We start from the raw sequence: 17639 nt of genomic DNA on the forward strand, positions 1-17639 counted from the left end.
CGAGTCGTGGCCGAAGAGACAACACCGGAGTGGGCGCCCGGCCTGTCGTCGGGCTTCGAACTGGGCACCGACGGCCCACGGGTGATCATGGTCGGCATCGACGGTTCGGATGCCTCCTGGCGCGCGACCGCCTATGCGGCCGGATTGGCCCGGCGTCAGAACTCGCTGCTGGCAATGGTTTACGTCCAACCCTGGATGGCCATGGCCGGCGCCTACGGCGTCGACGTCCAGGGCGCGACCGCCGAGATGGCCGAGGACCTCGCCCGCGAGGTGCGCGAACACGCGGAAAGGGTCAAGGACGTCTACCGCACCCGCTGGAAGTTCATCACCCGCCGCGGCGATCCGTTCACGGTTCTGGCCGAGGCCGCCGACGAACTGAAGGCCGACGGCGTCGTGGTCGGCGCGTCCGAGAAGGCCGGGCACCGAATTATCGGGTCGGTCGCGGTGCGTCTGGTGAAAGCGGGGCGCTGGCCGGTTACTGTCGTGCCCTGAGCTCCGTCGGCGTCCCGCTGTGATTGGGACGCGGCATCGGGGGAACCCGCCGGAACGAGACCGTTGAGGAAAGGGTTTTCACTATGTTGATTCGCCGCCTTGCCCGACCGCTGCTGGCATCGGTGTTCGTCGTCGACGGAGTCGACACTCTGATGCATCCCGAGCCACGGGCGCAGGCCGCCAGCACCTTGGTATCCCATGGGGAACAGCGTCTGCCGGATTCGGTATCGGCCAAACTGCCCGCCGATCCGGCGAAAGTGGTGCGGATCAATGCCATCGTCCGGGTCGGGGCCGGAACCCTGCTGGCGCTCAACCGCGCACCCCGGCTCTCGTCGCTGGCGCTGGCGGTCACCGTCATCCCGGCCACTGTGACCGAGCAGGATTTCTGGAACGAATCGGATGCGCAGCAGCGTGCCGCCAAGCGCACCGCCTTCATCAAGGACGTCGGCCTGCTCGGTGGCCTGCTCATCGCCGCCGCCGATACGGAGGGCAAGCCCTCGCTGGGCTGGCGGGGTCGCCGCGCCGCGCGCAAAGCCGCCGCAGCCCTCCCGTTCACCGCCGCCACCACCGAAACGGTGCGGGATCGCCTGCAGCAGCAGGCCGTCCGCGGCCGCGAACTGGCCGCGGTGGCCGCCGACAAGGGCGCCGATCTGGCCTCGGTGGCGCAATCGCGCGGCGCCGAACTGGCCTCGGTGGCCCAGTCGCGCGGGGGTGAACTCGCCGAGGCGGCCCGCGAGCACGGCACCGAGTGGGCGGAACTGGCCCGCAGCCGCGGCGCCGAGTTGGCCGGCACCGCTCTCGACCACCGCGGCGAGTGGGCCGAGGTGGCCAAGCGGCGCGGCGCGGATCTGGCCGACGCAGCCCGCGAACACGGAGGCGAATGGGCCGAGCTGGCCAAGCGCAAGAGCACTGAGCTCGCCGACGCCGCCGGCGATCACCGGGGCGACTGGGCCGAGATCGCGAAGCACCGCGGCAGCGAATGGGCCGAGGCCGCCCGCGAACACGGAGGCGAATGGGCCGAGGTCGCCAAGCAGCGCGGGTCGATCTTCGCGCGCCAGGCCCGCAAGCGCGCCGAGAAGGCGGCCGAGGCCGCCCGCGAGCGCGCGGAGACGGCCCGCGAGCGTCTGGCCGAAGCTCGAAACGGCAAGTGACACCGGCATTCTCACCGGCGCCCGATCAGGCGCCGGTGAGAAACGCCGTCAATTCCGCGGCCACGGCCTCGGGCTGATCGAGCATCGACAGCACGTAGGCGTCCTCGATTTCCACCAACCGGCCCGCGGGCAGGAGTTCGGCGAGGCGGCGCCCGTGCTCGCGCGGCATCGGCGCGGCCGCCGGGGACCACAGCACCAGAGCGCGGCCGGGAAAGTTCCGCAAGGCTTCGGTATCGGCGATCAGCTGCGCGGCCGGTGGCAATGCCCGGCCGTATTTGCGCACATCGCGGCCGATAGCCGGATTCCGCAGGGCGGGTTCGGTCCAGCCCCGCATCAGATCGTCGGGGACCGGATAGCGCGCCATCTGCCCATAGATCAGCGACGAGCGGCGCAAGAACCCGATCCGCAACTGGCGCAGGGCGATCGGTAACGCGCCCGGAACGCGCAACGCCAGCACGGCCAGCTTCCCGGGCAGTCCGGGCGGAAAGTTGTCGAAGGCCTCGCACGGCAGCACGACGAGCTGCGCGACCCGCTTGTCGAGGCCGTAGGCGGTGAGGAACAGACCGCCGCCCCAGTCGGAATGCACCAGGGTCACGTCGCGAAGGTCCAGCGCGTCGAGGAAGTCGGCGAGCACCACGTTCTGCCCGCGCATACTCAGGTCGGCGTCCGGCCGCATCGGTTCCGGATGCGAGCCGAGCGGCAGCACCGGCCGCACATAGCGAAAACCGCTGGGCAGCAACGGCATCACGCGGTCCCACACGGTGTGGTCCATGAGCAGTCCGTGTAGCAGCACGACCGGCGGCCCCTGCCCCTCCTCGACGTAGTGGATCGGCCCGGCGGGAACTTCGACGACCGGCATACCTGCCACCTCCGCATCGCAATCGCGCGGCCACGCCGAGAAAAGACGCGTCCACCTGCTAGAACATTCGCTCTAGAGCGTGTGTTCTAGTATGGGAGGATGTCCGAGACCGTGTCAACCCCGACGGCTGAGCGCATCGTCACCGCGACCGCGGAACTGATGCGCCGCCAGGGCTACGGCGCCACCAGCGTCAAACAGATCACCGCCGCCGCCCGGGCCCCGATCGGGTCGCTGTATCACCATTTCCCGCAGGGCAAGCAGCAGATCGCGGCCGCCGCACTGCGCACCAGCGGCGCCGCCTACATCCAGCTGCTACCGCTGCTGATGGATCCGTATCCGGACCTGCGCGTGGCGGTGAGGGCCGCGTTCACCGCCGCCGCGGAACAGATCGAGCAGTCCGGCTGGATGAACATGTGCCCGGTCGGCACCGTCGCGGGCGAGATCGCCGACAGCGAACCGGCGTTGCGGGAGGTGACCGCCGAGGTGATGCAGTCCTGGATCGACCAGGGCAGCGCCTACTTCCGGGCACGCGGACTGTCCGCGCCCGCGGCCCACACCTTCGTGATCGCGATTCTGGGCGCTCTGGAGGGCGCGTTCATTCTCAGCCGCACCCTGCGCTCGACCGCCCCGATCGAATCGGCCGGGCGAGCGATGGCCGCCTACCTCGACACACTCGTCGAAACCCGGTCCCCGGCCACGATATCCGAGGGATGAGACAACCGCTCAGCCCACGCTGAACTCGGCCGTGGTGCCGGTGAACGGGATGGTGGCCTCGCCGTCGCGGCGGTCACCTCGGTATTCGATGCGGTAGCGCCCCGCCTCCGCATCGGCGGGCACGGTCCAGTGGATGGCGACCCGCGAGGCCGCGGGCTGCCCGGGCGGGCGCGACCAGTGCAGTTCGGTGCACCAGTCGTTGTCGTCGAAGACCGCCCGCCACTGCTCACCCTCGGCGCGCTGCACCTCGAAATAGCTTCCGCCGGTATGGAAGTCGTTGGCCGGGTGCGCACCGCAGAACTCGGCCGTCACCGTATCGCCGCGAGAGTAGCCGGGCTTCGGCGCGGTGATCACCTCACCGAATGCGCGCCCGGTCATCGGCACATCGGCCGGTACCGGCGGAAGGAGGTTCGGCTGCACGCCCGCCGTCCAGTCCAGCGGGGCCGGACCGCGGCCGAGGTCGACGCGGGCGGCCACCGCGCGGGCCAGGCGATCGAATTCCTGCACATAGGCGGGCAGAGTCCAGCGGCCGAACAGCGTTTCCCCGCCCTCGTACTGCTGGGAGGCATATTCCTCCGGCGTGGTCACGTAGCCGCAGTAGCCGTTCGAATAGCCTTGCAGCAGCACGTTTTCCAGCGGCACCGACAGTGCGTGCGCCACCACCCGCCGGATGCGCAGCCCCGAGACCACGGTGTATTCCGCCGGCCCCGACGCGAGCACCAGATCGCCGATCCGCAGAATCTGGATCGGCACCGTCAGCGGCACCCACGGGCGCGGCGGCAGCACGCCCAGCGGCGCCACGATCAGCTTGGGCGCCTGCACATCCCGCATCCACTGCTCGACGGGTCCGTCCAGTCCACCGAGCGCCGCGACGACCGGATCGGCATTGCCTTCCTGCAGGAACGACAGCTGCGTCTTCCAGTTGTCCTCCGAACTGGTCGCGGCGGCCGCGGCGCCCATCATGGCGGGCGCGGTGCGGGCCGGTTTACCGTCGGGTGTGTAGGACCCGTCGATGGCGATATCGGCCATGTTCAGATAGCGCAGCGCGGCGTCCACTCCCCCGCTGCGCATCGGCCGGGCCGCATCGAAAGCCGCTCGGCCCGCGCGGTATTGGCGTTCGCCGATGAGAGAGCAGTTGAGCCGGTTGTCCTCGGTGGGCCCGGACGGATGCCACGGCGTGAGTCCGATGTTCGGCGTCATGTCACCGGCGTTGGTCTGCGCGAACGCCGCGATGAAACCGGGTTTTCCGGCGCCCGGCCGCACCCCCATCTCGTCGTGCTCCCAGCGGTAGCTGGCATAGCCCTTGTTGTCGGCCGAGATGAGCGTATTGGCGTCGGTGAGCGATGTGCCGTGCGTCGCGAACCAGGTGATCGCGCCGATGTCCTTGCCGCCCTGCCGCAATCGCAGCACCGTCACCTGCGGATCGATGGCATTCGGGAAGGCGGCCTTGTCGTCCGGCGGATTCAGGTCGAAGGCCACCCGGGAGCGGTTGGCCGAGGCGTCGTGCAGTTCGCCGTGACCGAGCGACAGTGAGCCTGGAGCCAGATTCTCGTGCGCCGCGACCAGCGCCGCGACGATACCGTCCACCTCGGCCTGGTGGGAATTGTTCTGGAAGCCGTATGCGGCAAGGGAATAGGCGTATTCGCGAGCGGTGCCACCGCAGGAATTGTGGTTGTGGGTGGCGTTGAGGTTGACGTTGCGCTCGGTGTACAGCGCACCGAACCGCTGTGCCAGCCGCTGCATCACGGCCAGATGCACCGACTGGAACAGGCACGCGATATCCGCGTTGACGAAGGCCACCCGCTCGCCGCTGGCCCGGTCGACCACGATGTAGGCGCGAGCCCAGGTCCGCATGAGCAACCCGGTCGCGACCTGGTCGAGTTCGGAGTAGCCCATCATGCCCTGCCCGGCGACCGCACCGGTGACATCGGCGATGCCGGCGCCGACCAGATATCCCGCCTCGTCGCCGGTCACCCGGATCGGTGCCGCCCCCGCGGAAGCGGTGGCCCCCACTCCCGCGGCCACGGCCGCGGTCACGGTGCCGGCCAGCATCGATCGCCGGGTAAACGTCACTGATCGCTCCTTCGATTCCGGCCGCCACGCTGCGACCGCCTCCTCCAACCGTGTGCACCGGAGATTACTGGTCACTCGTCCAGTACGCCAGCCCCGATTTCGTGGCGAGGGCCGTGCTACTCGATGGACGCGGTCAACGGCAGCGCGATCACCGACGTGCCGACGTGCACGGTGAAGGGACCGGGTTCGGTATCCCACCCCGCGTCGGTCCAGTGCTGAAAGGCCCGCTGCGGCAGGGTAATTCGCACCCGGCGCACCCCGCCTGGTTCGGCGGTGACGCTGGCGAAGGCGGCCAGCCACCGCACCGGCCGCTCGATGGCGCTGTCCTCGCGGGACAGATAGACCTGCACCACCTGCTTACCGGTCCGCTCACCGATATTGGCCACGGTCACCTCGATATCGTGGCCGTCCACCGCGAGATCGCTCAGTTCCCACACGGTGTAGCCGAGTCCGTGGCCGAACGGGTACGCCGGCTGCACACCGGCCCGCAGCCAGGCGCGGTAGCCGATGTGCACGCCCTCGTCGTAGGTCAGGGTGCCGTCGGCAGCCGGGGTGGTGTCGCGGACCGGCACGTCGGCGAGTTCCTTCGGCCAGGTCGTCGGCAGCCGGCCGCCGGGTTCGGCCGCGCCGGTCAGCACATCGGCCAGTGCGGCGCCGAATTCCTGACCGGGAAACCAGGTCAGCAGTACCGCGGCCACGTCGTCGCGCCACGGCATCTCCACGGGCGCACCGGAATTCACGACCACTACCGTGCGCGGATTGACCGCGGCGACAGCGGCGACCAGGTCGTTCTGGCGGCCGGGCAGCGCCAGCGTGGTCCGGTCGCGGCCCTCACTCTCCAGCTGTTCGGTGGTGCCGACGACCACCACCGCGACCTCGGACCGGCGCGCGGCCTCGACCGCCGCGGCGAATTCCTCTTCGGGTGCGCGTTCCGGCCGCGCCACGACCAGTCCGGCGCCGAGAATCATGCCCAGCCCGGCGGTCGCCGACGCGCCCGAACCAACGGTGATTCGGACGTCGACCTCCTGACCGGCCGCGAGTTCGCGCTCGACCCAGCGTTGCGGCGGATCCAGCAGTGCGGCAACGGGATCCGATCCCTCGAACGCGATGTCGGTGTCGATCACGGTTTCGCCGTCGAGCTCCACCACACAGTGCCCCAGCGCCGCGACACCGAGCCGCCACTCACCCGCCACATCGGCGCGCAGCCGCGCGCGCAGTTCGATCGCCGACGCGGCGGCCGCGTGCGGGTCACCGAACAGCACCAGCCGGCCCGCCGTGCGGTGCTGGGTGTCGAGGACACGCTCACCGTCGAGGTAGCGCAGGCACAGTCCCGGCGTCTCGGTGGCCGGGTCGGTGACCAGCTCCAGCGGCACGGGAATCAGATCGTCACCGGTGCGCACACCCGGTGTGTGGGTGACCGGCAGCACCGCCGACAGCCCCTCGACGGGCGTGACGGTGTGATCGGGGATCACGGTCGCGCTGCCACCGCCCATGTACCGCGGCTGCGCGGCGGCGGGCCCGAGCAGCGCCACCGAGGTCTGCGGCGGCAGCGGCAGCACACCGTCGTTGTGTACCAGGACCATCGCGGCCGCGGCGGCGCGGCGTACCAGATCGTGGGCTTGCGCGGCGGTGAAGTCCGGCACCGGGTCGGGCTCGCCGGGCGCCAGGGCGCCGACGCGATCGGCGAAACGCAGGATGCGCCGGACCTTGTCGTCGATCGCGGACTTCGGCACGGTGCCGGCCGCCAGGGCATCGGCGAGGGCCGAATCCCACAGCGGCGACGGGCCCGGCATGGCCAGGTCGGTGCCACGCGCGGCGCCTTCGGTACTGCGCACGGCGGTCCAGTCCGAGACGACCACACCGTCGAATCCCCAACTGCCCTTGAGGGGTTCGTCCAGCAGCGGCGATTCGGTCATGGTGATGCCGTCGACGCTGTTGTAAGCCGCCATCACCATCCACGCGCCGGCCTGCACCGCGCGTTCGAACGGATACAGGTACAGCTCGTGCAGGGCGCGCGCGGCGACGCGGACATCGACGGTGAAGCGATCGGTCTCGGAATCGTTGGCCACGAAGTGTTTCGGGCAGGCGGCGACCCCGTGTGCCTGCACCGCACGCACATACGCGGCCGCGATCTCCGCGGTGAGCATCGGATCCTCGGAGAAGCATTCGAAATGCCTTCCGCCGAGCGGGGATCGGTGCAGGTTCACGGTGGGCCCGAGGACGGCGTAGACGTTCTTCTGCCGGGCCTGCGCCGCGATCAGGGCCCCGATCTCGGTGAGCAGGCCGCGGTCCCAGGTGGCGGCCAGCGCGGTTCCCGACGGCAGGCTGACCGAGGGATCGCGTTCGTCCCAGTTCTCGCCGCGCACACCCGACGGCCCGTCCGACACCGGCATCTCGGCGAGGCCGATCGCGGAATCCCCGGCCAAGCGGAACATTCCGGCTCCGGAGATGAGTCGTAGTTCGGCCGCCGGATCCAATTGTGTTGCCAGCTGCTCGATCCGGTCGTCCATCGGGTGCCCCGTTTCGTCTCGACTGCGCATCGGCCTCGACGCTACGGGATATCGGCGGGTCGGCGCCGTATCGGCCGCCGCGCGTCGGGGCTACCGCAGCCGTAACCGGACCATCGGCAGCGTGTCGACCGGCGCGCCGGTCGCTCGTTCGATCACGGCGCGCAGATTCCGCCAGGCCTTCGGGTGCTCGCGAATGTAGTGCGCGAGCGCCGTGGCCGATTCGGCCTCGGTCATCGGCGTGGCCGTCGCGGGCACCGCGCGCCGGGTGCCCACCCACAGCCGGACTGACGAGTCGGCCTGGATGTTGCGGTACCACTGGGCGCGCGTGCCGAAGCCGGACACGATGACGTACTCGCGCGGGCCCGGGTGGTCGACCACCTCCAGCACCACGTGCCGCTTGGCGCCGCTCGTGCGGCCGATGTGTTCCATCATCAGCAGCCGTCGTCCGAAGACGAATCCGAGACCCGCGCGGTACAGCCCGATGGGCGCGCGGACCAGTGCCCGAGTGTGCAGCGCCCGCGCACCCAGCCCTGCGGCGAGGTCGGTGAATGCCATGGTGGTCTCCTCCTAGTCGACGGTGGGTCGGGGCCGCTCGTCCCCGGGGCCGACCCGGACGCCCGCGATCCGCAGCAGCGGCGGCGCGAGGTCCAGCTCGCGCAGTCCCGGATCGATGAGCCGATGCAGCACCAGGCCGTCCAGGGCGGCCACCAGCACGACCGCGGTCGCCTCCGGATCGGGGACGGATTCGTCGGCGCGCAGCCGGGCGGCGATCGTGGCGCGGAATTCGGCGAGGACGGTGGCCAGGCCGTCGCGCAGCCGTTCGTGCCGGGTGGCGGCGAGCAGCATCTCGCTGAACACCCGGGTGTCGGCGCTCGACTCGTCGTAACCGCCGATCAGCGACAGCAGCGCGGTGATGCCGGTCGCGGTGTCACCGAGCAGGTCCGCGGGGACATCGCCGACCAGCCGCCGCATCATTCGCAGCGCCGCGTCGATCAGCAGATCATCCACCGAGCGGAAGTGATAGTGCACCAGCCCGGCACGCACCCCGGCCCGTTCGGCGACGAGCCTGGTCGTCACCGCTCCCCAGCCGCGCTCGGCGATCAGCTCCGTCGCGGCGTCCATCAGCCGGGCCCGTGTCTCGCGGCCTTGTTGTTCCGCGGTGACCATCGCTGCTCCTTGGACGTTCGCCTTGGGCGGATGACCAAACCATAGCGCGGCATTGAGCCTGGTCACAAGAGGCCGTCGACTTACCGCACGCCACGCTCGGCGGAGTTGGTCCCGGGTGAGGACGGTGTGATAGGGAATTGTCGTGTCATGCCCCCCTTCCGTTCATCCCGACTACACCGCCGCGCCGCCATGCCCGCGACGATGACGGAGGCGGCCGTCGATCGCGCGCGAGCGCTCGGCTATCGCCGGGACCTGGACGGACTACGCGGACTGGCCATCGCGCTGGTGGTGGTGTTCCACATCTGGTTCGGCCGGGTGTCGGGCGGGGTGGACATCTTCCTGGTGCTGTCGGGCTATTTCTTCACCGGATCGCTGATACGCCGGGCCGAATCCGGAGACGTCGGCATCGGCCTCACCCTGCGGCGTACCGCCCGCCGGCTGCTGCCCGCGCTCGTCACGGTGCTGGGCGCCGTCGTGGTGGCGACCGTCACGCTGCGGCCGTACACCCAGTGGGGTGATCTGGCCGGCCAGACCCTGGCCTCGCTGCTGTACTACCAGAACTGGCGGCTGGCGACGACGTGGTCGGACTATCTGGCCGCCGATCCCTCGGTGAGCCCACTGCAGCACCTGTGGTCGATGTCGGTGCAGGGGCAGTACTACCTCGCGGCCCTGCTCGTGGTGGCCGGCACGGTGTGGGTGTGCCGGCGCCTCGGGCGCGAGCGGGCGATGCGACCGGCGCTGGCCGCTGTCATCGTGGTCGCCGCGCTCGCCTCGTTCCTGTACGCCGCGCAGGGTTCGGCGACCCATCAGGGCTGGAACTACTACGACAGCGCGGCGCGGGCCTGGGAACTGCTGGTCGGCGCCGGATTGGCACTGGCCGCCGCCTCGCTGCGCGTGCCGCGGATACTGCGCGCGGTGCTGGCGGCCGCGGGCCTGCTGGTGGTCGCGGTGGGCGGCTGGATCACCGACGGCGCGAATCAGTTCCCGGGGCCGCCGGCGTTGCTCCCGGTCGGTGCGGCGGTGGCGTTGATCCTCGCCGGCGCCGGAGTCGGCGCGGAGGAACAGCCGCAGCTCATCCGGCTGCTGGCTTCGCCTGCCCTGGTCCGGCTCGGCGATCTGGCCTACTCGCTGTATCTGTGGCATTGGCCGTTGCTGATCTTCCTGCTCGCCGAACGCGGCGGCGCTCGCGCCGGGGTGAGCGGTGGCGCGGCGGTGATCGCCGTCTCTCTGGGTTTGGCCTATCTCACCCACCGCTATATCGAGCAGCCGCTGCGCCTGCGCCCCCGGCAGGAGACGGACGCGCCGGCGTTCGGGCCGCGGTATCGCCGCACCGCCGGGGTCGCGTTGTCGGTGACCGCGGCGGTGGTCGCCTCCGCGGCGGTCACCTGGAGTGCGGTCGTGCAGACGCATCCGCCACGGGCGGTGGGCGCCCTCGACCCGGTGCAGTATCCCGGCGCCGAGGCACTGGTCGGCGGCGCGTCGGTACCGCAGGCGCGCATGCGGCCGACGCTGTACGAGGCGCCGGCGGAACTGCCCCGCCCGACCGTCGACGGATGTATCGCCGATTGGGATCACCGCGAGGTCGTCACCTGTACCTACGGGGCGGCCGATGCCCCGCACACGCTCGCGGTGGTCGGCAACTCCCATGCCGAGCACTGGATGCCGGCGCTGCAGCAACTGGCCGAGCAGCACCATTTCAAGATCCTGGTGCATCTGAAGATGGGCTGCCCGCTCACCCTCGATCAGAACGCCATGTACAAGGGCGAACCGAATCCGGACTGCCGCGACTGGTCGCGCGACGTGATCGATCTGCTGGGCACCGAGCGGCCCGAGTGGGTGTTCACCACCGGCACCCGCCCGGTCGACGCGGGCGGCGACGAAACCCCGGCCGACTATCAGGACGTATGGAAGGCGTTGTCCGACAAGGGCATCCGCGTCATCGCGATCCGCGACACCCCGTGGCTGCGCCGCGACGGTGTGCGCTATCGCGCCATCGACTGCCTGGCCCGCCACGGCGATCGGATCAGCTGCGGCATGCACCGCGCCGACGCGCTCTCACCGGTCAACCCGGCCCTCGACGCGGCCGCCGCCTTCCCGAACGTCTTCCCCATCGACCTCACCGACGCCGTCTGCGAACGCGACGTCTGCCCGGTGGAGATCGGCAATATCCTCGTCTACCACGACGAACACCATTTCACCGCGAGCTATGCGCGGTCGCTGGCCCCCGAACTCGGCCGGCAGCTCAGCCCCCTGCTGGGTTGGTGGTGACCAGCGACGCCAGCGGTGGACGCTCGGCCGACGACACCGGACTCGTCACCCGCCGCCACCCCGTCGCCTCGGGCCGGAACTGGGTCAGCCCCACCCCCGAATCGGGAATGTCGAGGCGCGCGAGCAGTGTCGCGATGATCTGACGGCTCATCACGGCCAGTTCGTGGGTCGGCCGATTGCGATGGATGCGGACGCCGAGGTCGACCTCGTCGATGGCCGCGCGCCCGTACCGGTGCAGCGTGTCGAGCAGGATCCCGATCTCGACGCCGTAACCGGGCGCGAACGGAATTGCGGTGAGCAGCGCGCGGGTGGCGGCGTATTCACCGCCGAGCGGCTGCCGCACATCGGCCACCTCGGGAGCGAGCGCGGTCAGCAGCGGCCGGGCCACCAGCTGGGTCACCCGCCCGCCGCCGTCGGTGTCGCCGTGCGGATCGTCGCCGAGCGGACGGCGATAGAACCCCTTCACCAGCTGTATGCCCGGATCTCGCAGCAGCGGCGCCACCAGCGCGGGCACGAAGCCCGGGTCGGGATCGTGCAGGTCGGCATCGACGAACACGACGATATCGCCGGTCGTCACCGCCAGCGACCGCCACAGCACCTCCCCCTTGCCGGTCCGCACCGGCACCCCGGGCAGCGCCTGCTCGCGGGTGTACACCGCGGTCGCACCGGCGGCGCGGGCGCGGGCGATGGTGTCGTCGGCCGAGCCGGAGTCGACGACGACCAGTTCGTCGACGAGTCCGCCGACCAGATCCCGGATCGAAGCGATCACGCCCGCGACGGTGGCGCGTTCGTTCAAGGCCGGGATCACCACCGACACGGTCCGGCCGCCTTCGGCCCGGATCAGGTCGCGCGCACCGTCTTCCATTGCGGGAGAAACGGTTTCGATAGCGGGTGCGGCATGCGTCATCGATATCTCCTCAGATACCCGGGTCCAGAATGTCGGTCGTCAGCTCCGGCCACAGCCGCGCCCAGGTGTCGCGCGGCCCGGCGCACCGCCAGATGGTCACGTGGGCGTCGATACCGGGGAATCCGCGCGGATCGTCGAGCCGCACTAGCGGCTCGACGGTGGAAAACGTTCGGCGCAACCGTGTTTCGGCGCTGTCGGTGTCGACGTAGATGATCGTGGTGGTGCCGGGCGGCGGCCGGCCGAACTCCGCGTAACCGCGATCGGGGCTGTAGATCGGCGGCAGTCCGGGTGGCCCGAAACGATCCAGCGCCGCGGCCTGCCAATAGGTCCGGGTCAGTATCGCGGTAGGGGCGTGATCCGGACCGGCTCGTTCGGCGGCCAGCGACGTGCCCGCGACGAGAGCGTCCCAGCCGGTGGTGCCCGAAATCCGCATGCGGGTGGACAATTCGGCCCGCGTGGTCACGGGTCGCGGCGGGTCGCCTGATGGCAACAGCAGCACCACCCCCAGCGCGATGACGATCGACACCGTCGCGGCGGCGCACGCCGTGACCCGCGACCATCGCACGGGGAATCGCTGCACCAGCACGCAGGCACCCGCCGCGAACAGCACCGGCAGCAGCCCCGCAACGTAGTAGGGACGCCCGCCGGTGACGGCCACGAACAGCACCACGACGCAGGTGGCGACCGCGAGGAAGCGATGATCGCGCAGCCGGCGACCCGCGAATCCTCCAGCGGCACACCCGATCAGCACCACACCCAGCACTCCGGCCATGGTCAGCAGCTGCACCGGCAGGCCGGCCGTACCGCCGATCGCCGCCCGCTGTTCGTCGCGGATCACCGCCCCCATGGCCACCTGTGGCCAGCCGTGGCGCGCTTGCCACAGCAGCGCGGGCGCCGCCGACACGGCCGCGATCCCGGCGCCGGCCCACAGCGCGGGCCGGCGCACGATCTCTCGCGGTCCACAGCACGCGATGCCGGCGGCGAGTGCGGCCACCACAACGGGCAGCAGCAGTTTCACCTGCAGGTCGATCGCCGCGACCATGCCCGCGATCAGCAGCAACCGGTCCGCCCGGGTCCGCACCCAGCGCGCCGACAGCCAGGCGAGGACGGCGACAGCCGTGGAGTCGAGGGCGAATGTCGACAGCGAGGCGGTCTGGGTGACCACATACGGGCAGCAGGCATAGCCGACCGCGGCGAGGATCCGCGGGGCGCGGCCGCCCCCGAATTCCCGCGCCAGCGCCGCGGTGACGACGATCGCCACCATCCCCGCCAGGATGGCGGGCAGTCGCAGCACGGTCGGCGACTCGGGCGCGAGAGCGTGCGCGGCACGCGCGAGCAGCGGGATCAACGGTCCCTGATCGACGAATCCGGCGGCCGGATGATGTCCGGCGGCGACGAAGTACAACTCGTCGCCGAACCAGTCGTACCGCGCGGCCCGGATCGTGAGGACCGCCGCGGTGAGCATCGCGATCACACCCACCCAGACCGCCGTCCCCTGCCGCGAGATATGCTCCAGCACACGGTCTTTCAGCTCCACTCGCGGTCGGCGGGGAGATGGTGAGGGCGACCAGCTCGCCGCGTCCGAGCCCGGATGCGGTCTCGCGGCCTTCGCGGACGACTCTCGGGATCGGATATCCACAGCAGGTTGCCGGTCCTGACGTGCCGGTGGATGCGGAGCCGGCGTCGCGGCATCATCGCCGACATGCTCTTCGGCCGAGCGAGTTTCGCCTGTGGCGGCGCGCCCCCGTTTCCGGCCGGGGATCCCGTCCCGGTCCCTCGACCGCGAGGTCCGGGTGCCGCGTCCGGAGATCCCACTCACACGCACCTCGCCGGTCGGTGGCCCGGTGCGATCCGGCGTGTCACAGTAATGCGGCATCGACCCGTTCGGTGCCGGTCAGAGCGATATCGCGGCACAGCTTCGTCAGCGTCGAAAGATAGTGCGCCACTGCCTCGTGCGCACGGGGAGTATCCGGGAACACCATGCTCAGCTGGGTGACGTCGGGGAAGCGGTTGATCCACAGGTAGACCTCGCTGGAACTGGCCCGATTGCCGTACAGCCCGCCGTTGATGCGATCGAACATCTCCGCACCCGCCATCCGCCGAACGTCGACGTAGGAGACCATCGGCGCCGAGAAGCCGAGCCGGGTACGGATGCGCGGATCGTCGGCGGCCAGTTCCAGCACCCGGTGGACGCACACCTGTGCCAGCTCCTTCGCCGCATCGGCCTGGGCCTGGGCGCGGCCGACCAGCGAAGTGAACGTCTCGTCCGGACGCACCGCCACCGCGACCGGCACCAGGCTGGTGTACCAGCCGATCGCCCCCTGCTCCCCCGGGGTCGAGCGCGTGTTGACCGGCGTGAACACGAAATACTGTTCCCTGCCGGTCAATTCGTGTTCGGTCAGCGCGATCGCGGCGAACACACCGCCGAGGAACTTCCCGCCGAAGTCCTGGCACACCTGCTCGAACCGCAGCGCCTCCGCCTCCTCGAACAGCGGCACGGTGATCTGCGCGCCGCGGGTGAATCCGCTCGCGCCCGGCGCCACGCCGAGGTCCATCGGGAACGACGGCACCGCGCCGCCGTGGCGGATCAGCAACTCCAGCCAGCGCTGCACGGGCGCGGATTCGGTGGTGAGCTCGGCGTTGTAGCTCAGTTCCCGCTCGCAGTAGGCGATGTGGCCGTCGACCGGTTCGATCGGCACCTGACCGCCGGACAGTTCGTTGCCGTAGAGCAGCAGCAGATCCACGCACGACAACGCCTGCCCCACCCCGTCGGTGTGCAGGTGGTCCACGGCCGCATAGACGGTGAACGCGTCGCCGCGATCGATGACGCCGAAACCGAAACAGTCCCAATCGAATACGTCGCGCGCGTGCCGCTGCACATGATCGCGGACGGCATCGCTGTCGGTGATCTCACCGTAATCGCGCGGCTCGAATTCGATATCGGCCGGGTCGGCGACGTGACGCGCGATCCGCTCACCGGGCTCACAGGAGAACCAGCTCCAGAACGTGTCGTGGCGGCGGGCGAACGCGGTGATCGTCCGGGTCATGGCGTCGCGGTTCAGGGGGCTGGGAAAGTCGAAGGCGATCATGCACAGCCGCGACGCGCGAGATCCGCTGTCGCGCTGCCGGTATGCCGCGCGCAGATATTCGCGCTGCTGGTACGACGGGCCGACCGGGTGCTCCGGGGCGGCCATGACCGCCGCACGCGACTGCGCTGTGGGTGCCCAGGCGATCAGTCTGCCGGGCTGCGGATGCCAATCGTCGAAGAAACCGAAACCGACCATGGAAACCCTCGTTTCGTCCAGATGTGACGATCCGCCGGCGCCGGCCGCGCCGCCGAATCACGCGGACCGAGTCAACGGCACCCGCGCCGATACGCCAACCGTCGCCGTGGAAGTTTGTGACCTTCCCCAGATCCGGTCGAGTCCGATAGGCCGCCGGTCCCAACAGTCGGCGGAATACCTTGCGACCGTGACCTTCGCGGGCCTACCTTGACCGCCGTCCGGACCCGACGGAACGAGAGAGGTAGGCGGATGATTCGCCGCACCCTGCCCACCGCCCTGCTGGCGTCGGTGCTGACCGCGGCGCTGTGCGCGGCACCCGCGGTGGCCGACGATCCGCCGCCCGCTCCGGTGAGTATCGCCGCGCTCACCGCCGCCGCCGAGCCCGCCGCCGACGGCGCCCACCTGCTGGGGGCCGAGCAGGAGTCCGACGGCATGCTGAATCTGCGGGTGCACTCGGCGGCGATGAATCGTGAGATCGAGGTGAAAGTCCTTCGGGCACCGGATGGTTCGGCACCAGCGCCGGTGCTGTATCTGCTCAACGGCGCCAGCGGCGGTTCGGAGGCCAGCAGCTGGCCCGAGCAGACCGATATCGTCGACTTCTTCCGCGGCAAACAAGTCACGGTCGTGACGCCGATGGGCGGCAACGGCAGCTATTTCGCCGATTGGCGCGCCGACGATCCCGTGCTCGGGCGGCAGAAGTGGTCGAGTTTCCTCACTGCGGAACTGCCACCGATCATCGATTCGGCCTTTCACGGCTCCGGTGCGAATGCGGTGGCCGGCATCTCCATGGCCGGCACCTCGGTATTCCAGCTGGCTCTGGCCGCCCCGCAGCTGTACCGGGCGGTCGGCTCCTACAGCGGCTGCGCGCGGACCAGCGATCCGCTGGGCCAGGCGTTCGTCGACGGTGTGGTGCTGCGGTGGCAGGGAGACCCGCTGAATCTGTGGGGTGCGCCCAACGATCCGCTGTGGGCGGCCCACGACCCGTACGTGAACGCGGACCGGCTGCGCGGGCTGGCGATCTACGTCTCGACCGGCAACGGAATTCCCGGCCCCCTGGACAATCCGGACGGCCCCGGAATCCACGGCAACACCCGCAAGCTCATCGAGCAGCTCGTTTACGGCGGCGTGCTCGAGGCCGCCACCCACAACTGCGCGATCGCGCTGCGGGACCGGCTGACGCAGTTGAACATTCCCGCCACCTTCGACCTGCGCGCGAACGGCACCCACTCCTGGGGTTACTGGCAGGAGGATCTGCACCGCTCCTGGCCGCTGTTCGAGCAGGCTCTCAACCGCTAACCCGCCGCCGCGATTCGCCGTGCGGCGGAGACGGTTTCGCGCACGTACTCGGCGCGCTCGGCCGCGCCGACGGCGGCGCTGAGCGGGCCGATCTGGACCTCCATCGCCACCCGTTCGCCGTCGAAGACCGGGACGGTGAGATAGCTGATCGGCAATGGGCGATCGCTGTCGAGATCGGCCCGGCTGTGCGCCGCGCCACCGATCGTGGCCAGCAGGGCCAGAACCCGCTCACGCAACGCCTTGTCCGCGGGACGGTCGGACAGATGATCGACCACCTCGGCCAGCACCCGCAGCGTCGGCAGGCTGGCCGCGTCCAGGCCCCACGCGCAATATCCCAGTGCGCGAACGGTTTCCAGCACCTGTTCGAATTCGGCCCGGCGATCGGGCGGCGCCTGCTGTAACCACGCGCGCTGCGCGGGCAGGCCGGCATGGGCCAGAACGGCCGCGCCCGCCGGAGGGCGCAACGGTATCCGGGTGCCCGCCTCGATTCCGGCCGGGATCAGCCCGGGGCCGCCGGCCACCGCGACGAAGATCACCTCGCTACCCGCGATGGATGTGAGGGCCGCCCCGCAGCCCACCCGTTCGGCCAGCCGGCGCAGTTCCGCCTCGAGGCGGTCGTGATCGCGGAGGCGGTCCCGCAGCCGCCCGCCCAGTACCAGCAACGCCGGACCCGGTTCGTAGCCGAGATCGGGAAGCCGCCGCACCCAACCGGTTTCCTCCAGGGTGCCCAGGATCGCTCCCATGGTGGAGCGACTCAATCCCAGCGTGTCGGCGATCTCCGCCGAGGTCAGCGCGCCGTCGTGCGCGGCGAGCAGTTCCACCACCGATACCACCCGCCGAGTCGGGGGCGAGCTTTCGGCCCGCCCGGTGTTGCCAGTCGGCACGGGGTCTCCTAACCTGTCGCGATACGAATAATTG

Annotated in this window: 14 protein-coding genes; 5 read left to right on the forward strand and 9 right to left on the reverse strand. The window is 70.3% G+C overall.

Translation table 11 applies throughout. From position 1 onward, the window contains the following. Window positions 1–6: 6 nt before the first annotated feature. Window positions 7–492 (forward strand): universal stress protein, encoded by a 486-nt coding sequence (locus NA3_RS28505; protein ID WP_227995279.1) that lies wholly within the window; start codon window positions 7–9, stop codon window positions 490–492. Window positions 493–575: 83 nt separating this feature from the next. Next, a complete protein-coding gene (locus NA3_RS28510; RefSeq protein WP_062966820.1) occupies window positions 576–1643 on the forward strand; it encodes a DoxX family protein in 1068 nt (355 codons plus the stop codon). A 25-nt stretch (window positions 1644–1668) separates the two neighbouring features. On the opposite strand, the gene NA3_RS28515 is transcribed toward NA3_RS28510, so the two are convergent. Next, complete coding sequence (locus NA3_RS28515; protein WP_062966822.1) at window positions 1669–2502, reverse strand: alpha/beta fold hydrolase; 834 nt, start codon at window positions 2500–2502, stop codon at window positions 1669–1671. Window positions 2503–2601: 99 nt separating this feature from the next. Between NA3_RS28515 and NA3_RS28520 the strand changes: the two genes are divergently transcribed. Then, window positions 2602–3216: a TetR/AcrR family transcriptional regulator gene (locus NA3_RS28520; RefSeq protein ID WP_062966824.1), complete on the forward strand. Its 615-nt coding sequence runs from the start codon at window positions 2602–2604 to the stop codon at window positions 3214–3216. A gap of 9 nt (window positions 3217–3225) precedes the next feature. On the opposite strand, the gene NA3_RS28525 is transcribed toward NA3_RS28520, so the two are convergent. The 4 genes from NA3_RS28525 to NA3_RS28540 form a co-directional block, all read right to left on the reverse strand. Then, entirely contained in the window at window positions 3226–5289 is a 2064-nt protein-coding gene (locus tag NA3_RS28525; protein WP_128145190.1) for a neutral/alkaline ceramidase, read from the reverse strand. A gap of 116 nt (window positions 5290–5405) precedes the next feature. Then, window positions 5406–7829 (reverse strand): beta-glucosidase family protein, encoded by a 2424-nt coding sequence (locus NA3_RS28530; protein ID WP_227995280.1) that lies wholly within the window; start codon window positions 7827–7829, stop codon window positions 5406–5408. 60 nt (window positions 7830–7889) lie between these two features. Continuing rightward, window positions 7890–8354, reverse strand: coding sequence for a nitroreductase family deazaflavin-dependent oxidoreductase (locus NA3_RS28535; RefSeq protein ID WP_062966830.1), 465 nt, complete (start codon window positions 8352–8354; stop codon window positions 7890–7892). Window positions 8355–8366: 12 nt separating this feature from the next. Continuing rightward, the gene (locus tag NA3_RS28540; RefSeq protein ID WP_062966832.1) at window positions 8367–8966 is read right to left on the reverse strand and encodes a TetR/AcrR family transcriptional regulator; all 600 of its coding nucleotides are present in this window, start codon (window positions 8964–8966) and stop codon (window positions 8367–8369) included. A 201-nt stretch (window positions 8967–9167) separates the two neighbouring features. Between NA3_RS28540 and NA3_RS28545 the strand changes: the two genes are divergently transcribed. Further along, the gene (locus NA3_RS28545) at window positions 9168–11234 is read left to right on the forward strand and encodes an acyltransferase family protein (protein WP_227995281.1); all 2067 of its coding nucleotides are present in this window, start codon (window positions 9168–9170) and stop codon (window positions 11232–11234) included. Here the strand turns inward: NA3_RS28545 and NA3_RS28550 are convergent. The 3 genes from NA3_RS28550 to NA3_RS28560 form a co-directional block, all read right to left on the reverse strand. Further along, the gene (locus NA3_RS28550) at window positions 11209–12141 is read right to left on the reverse strand and encodes a glucosyl-3-phosphoglycerate synthase (protein WP_084491949.1); all 933 of its coding nucleotides are present in this window, start codon (window positions 12139–12141) and stop codon (window positions 11209–11211) included. The two genes, NA3_RS28545 and NA3_RS28550, sit on opposite strands and share 26 nt — an antisense overlap. Before the next feature lie 10 nt (window positions 12142–12151). After that, window positions 12152–13660 carry an ArnT family glycosyltransferase gene (locus NA3_RS28555; RefSeq protein ID WP_167355057.1) on the reverse strand — a complete coding sequence of 503 codons (1509 nt, stop codon included), beginning with the start codon at window positions 13658–13660 and terminating at the stop codon, window positions 12152–12154. A 340-nt stretch (window positions 13661–14000) separates the two neighbouring features. Then, complete coding sequence (locus NA3_RS28560; RefSeq protein ID WP_062966840.1) at window positions 14001–15425, reverse strand: condensation domain-containing protein; 1425 nt, start codon at window positions 15423–15425, stop codon at window positions 14001–14003. 249 nt (window positions 15426–15674) lie between these two features. Between NA3_RS28560 and NA3_RS28565 the strand changes: the two genes are divergently transcribed. Beyond that, complete coding sequence (locus NA3_RS28565) at window positions 15675–16721, forward strand: alpha/beta hydrolase (protein WP_062966842.1); 1047 nt, start codon at window positions 15675–15677, stop codon at window positions 16719–16721. Here NA3_RS28565 and NA3_RS28570 read toward each other — a convergent pair. Beyond that, the gene (locus NA3_RS28570) at window positions 16718–17605 is read right to left on the reverse strand and encodes an IclR family transcriptional regulator (RefSeq protein WP_062966844.1); all 888 of its coding nucleotides are present in this window, start codon (window positions 17603–17605) and stop codon (window positions 16718–16720) included. The two genes, NA3_RS28565 and NA3_RS28570, sit on opposite strands and share 4 nt — an antisense overlap. Between the last annotated feature and the right edge of the window lie 34 nt (window positions 17606–17639).

The sequence above is a fragment of the Nocardia africana NBRC 100379 genome, from assembly GCF_001612635.1.
Classification (GTDB): Bacteria; Actinomycetota; Actinomycetes; order Mycobacteriales; family Mycobacteriaceae; genus Nocardia; species Nocardia africana.

What these genes read in the sequence shown, in the direction of transcription:
- NA3_RS28545 (WP_227995281.1), top strand. Translation starts at nt 9,168, where the DNA reads ATGACGGAGGCGGCCGTCGATCGCGCGCGAGCGCTCGGCTATCGCCGG.
- NA3_RS28550 (WP_084491949.1), bottom strand. Translation starts at nt 12,141, where the DNA reads ATGACGCATGCCGCACCCGCTATCGAAACCGTTTCTCCCGCAATGGAA.
- NA3_RS28565 (WP_062966842.1), top strand. Translation starts at nt 15,675, where the DNA reads ATGATTCGCCGCACCCTGCCCACCGCCCTGCTGGCGTCGGTGCTGACC.
- NA3_RS28530 (WP_227995280.1), bottom strand. Translation starts at nt 7,829, where the DNA reads ATGCGCAGTCGAGACGAAACGGGGCACCCGATGGACGACCGGATCGAG.
- NA3_RS28540 (WP_062966832.1), bottom strand. Translation starts at nt 8,966, where the DNA reads ATGGTCACCGCGGAACAACAAGGCCGCGAGACACGGGCCCGGCTGATG.
- NA3_RS28510 (WP_062966820.1), top strand. Translation starts at nt 576, where the DNA reads ATGTTGATTCGCCGCCTTGCCCGACCGCTGCTGGCATCGGTGTTCGTC.
- NA3_RS28520 (WP_062966824.1), top strand. Translation starts at nt 2,602, where the DNA reads ATGTCCGAGACCGTGTCAACCCCGACGGCTGAGCGCATCGTCACCGCG.
- NA3_RS28535 (WP_062966830.1), bottom strand. Translation starts at nt 8,354, where the DNA reads ATGGCATTCACCGACCTCGCCGCAGGGCTGGGTGCGCGGGCGCTGCAC.
- NA3_RS28515 (WP_062966822.1), bottom strand. Translation starts at nt 2,502, where the DNA reads ATGCCGGTCGTCGAAGTTCCCGCCGGGCCGATCCACTACGTCGAGGAG.
- NA3_RS28560 (WP_062966840.1), bottom strand. Translation starts at nt 15,425, where the DNA reads ATGGTCGGTTTCGGTTTCTTCGACGATTGGCATCCGCAGCCCGGCAGA.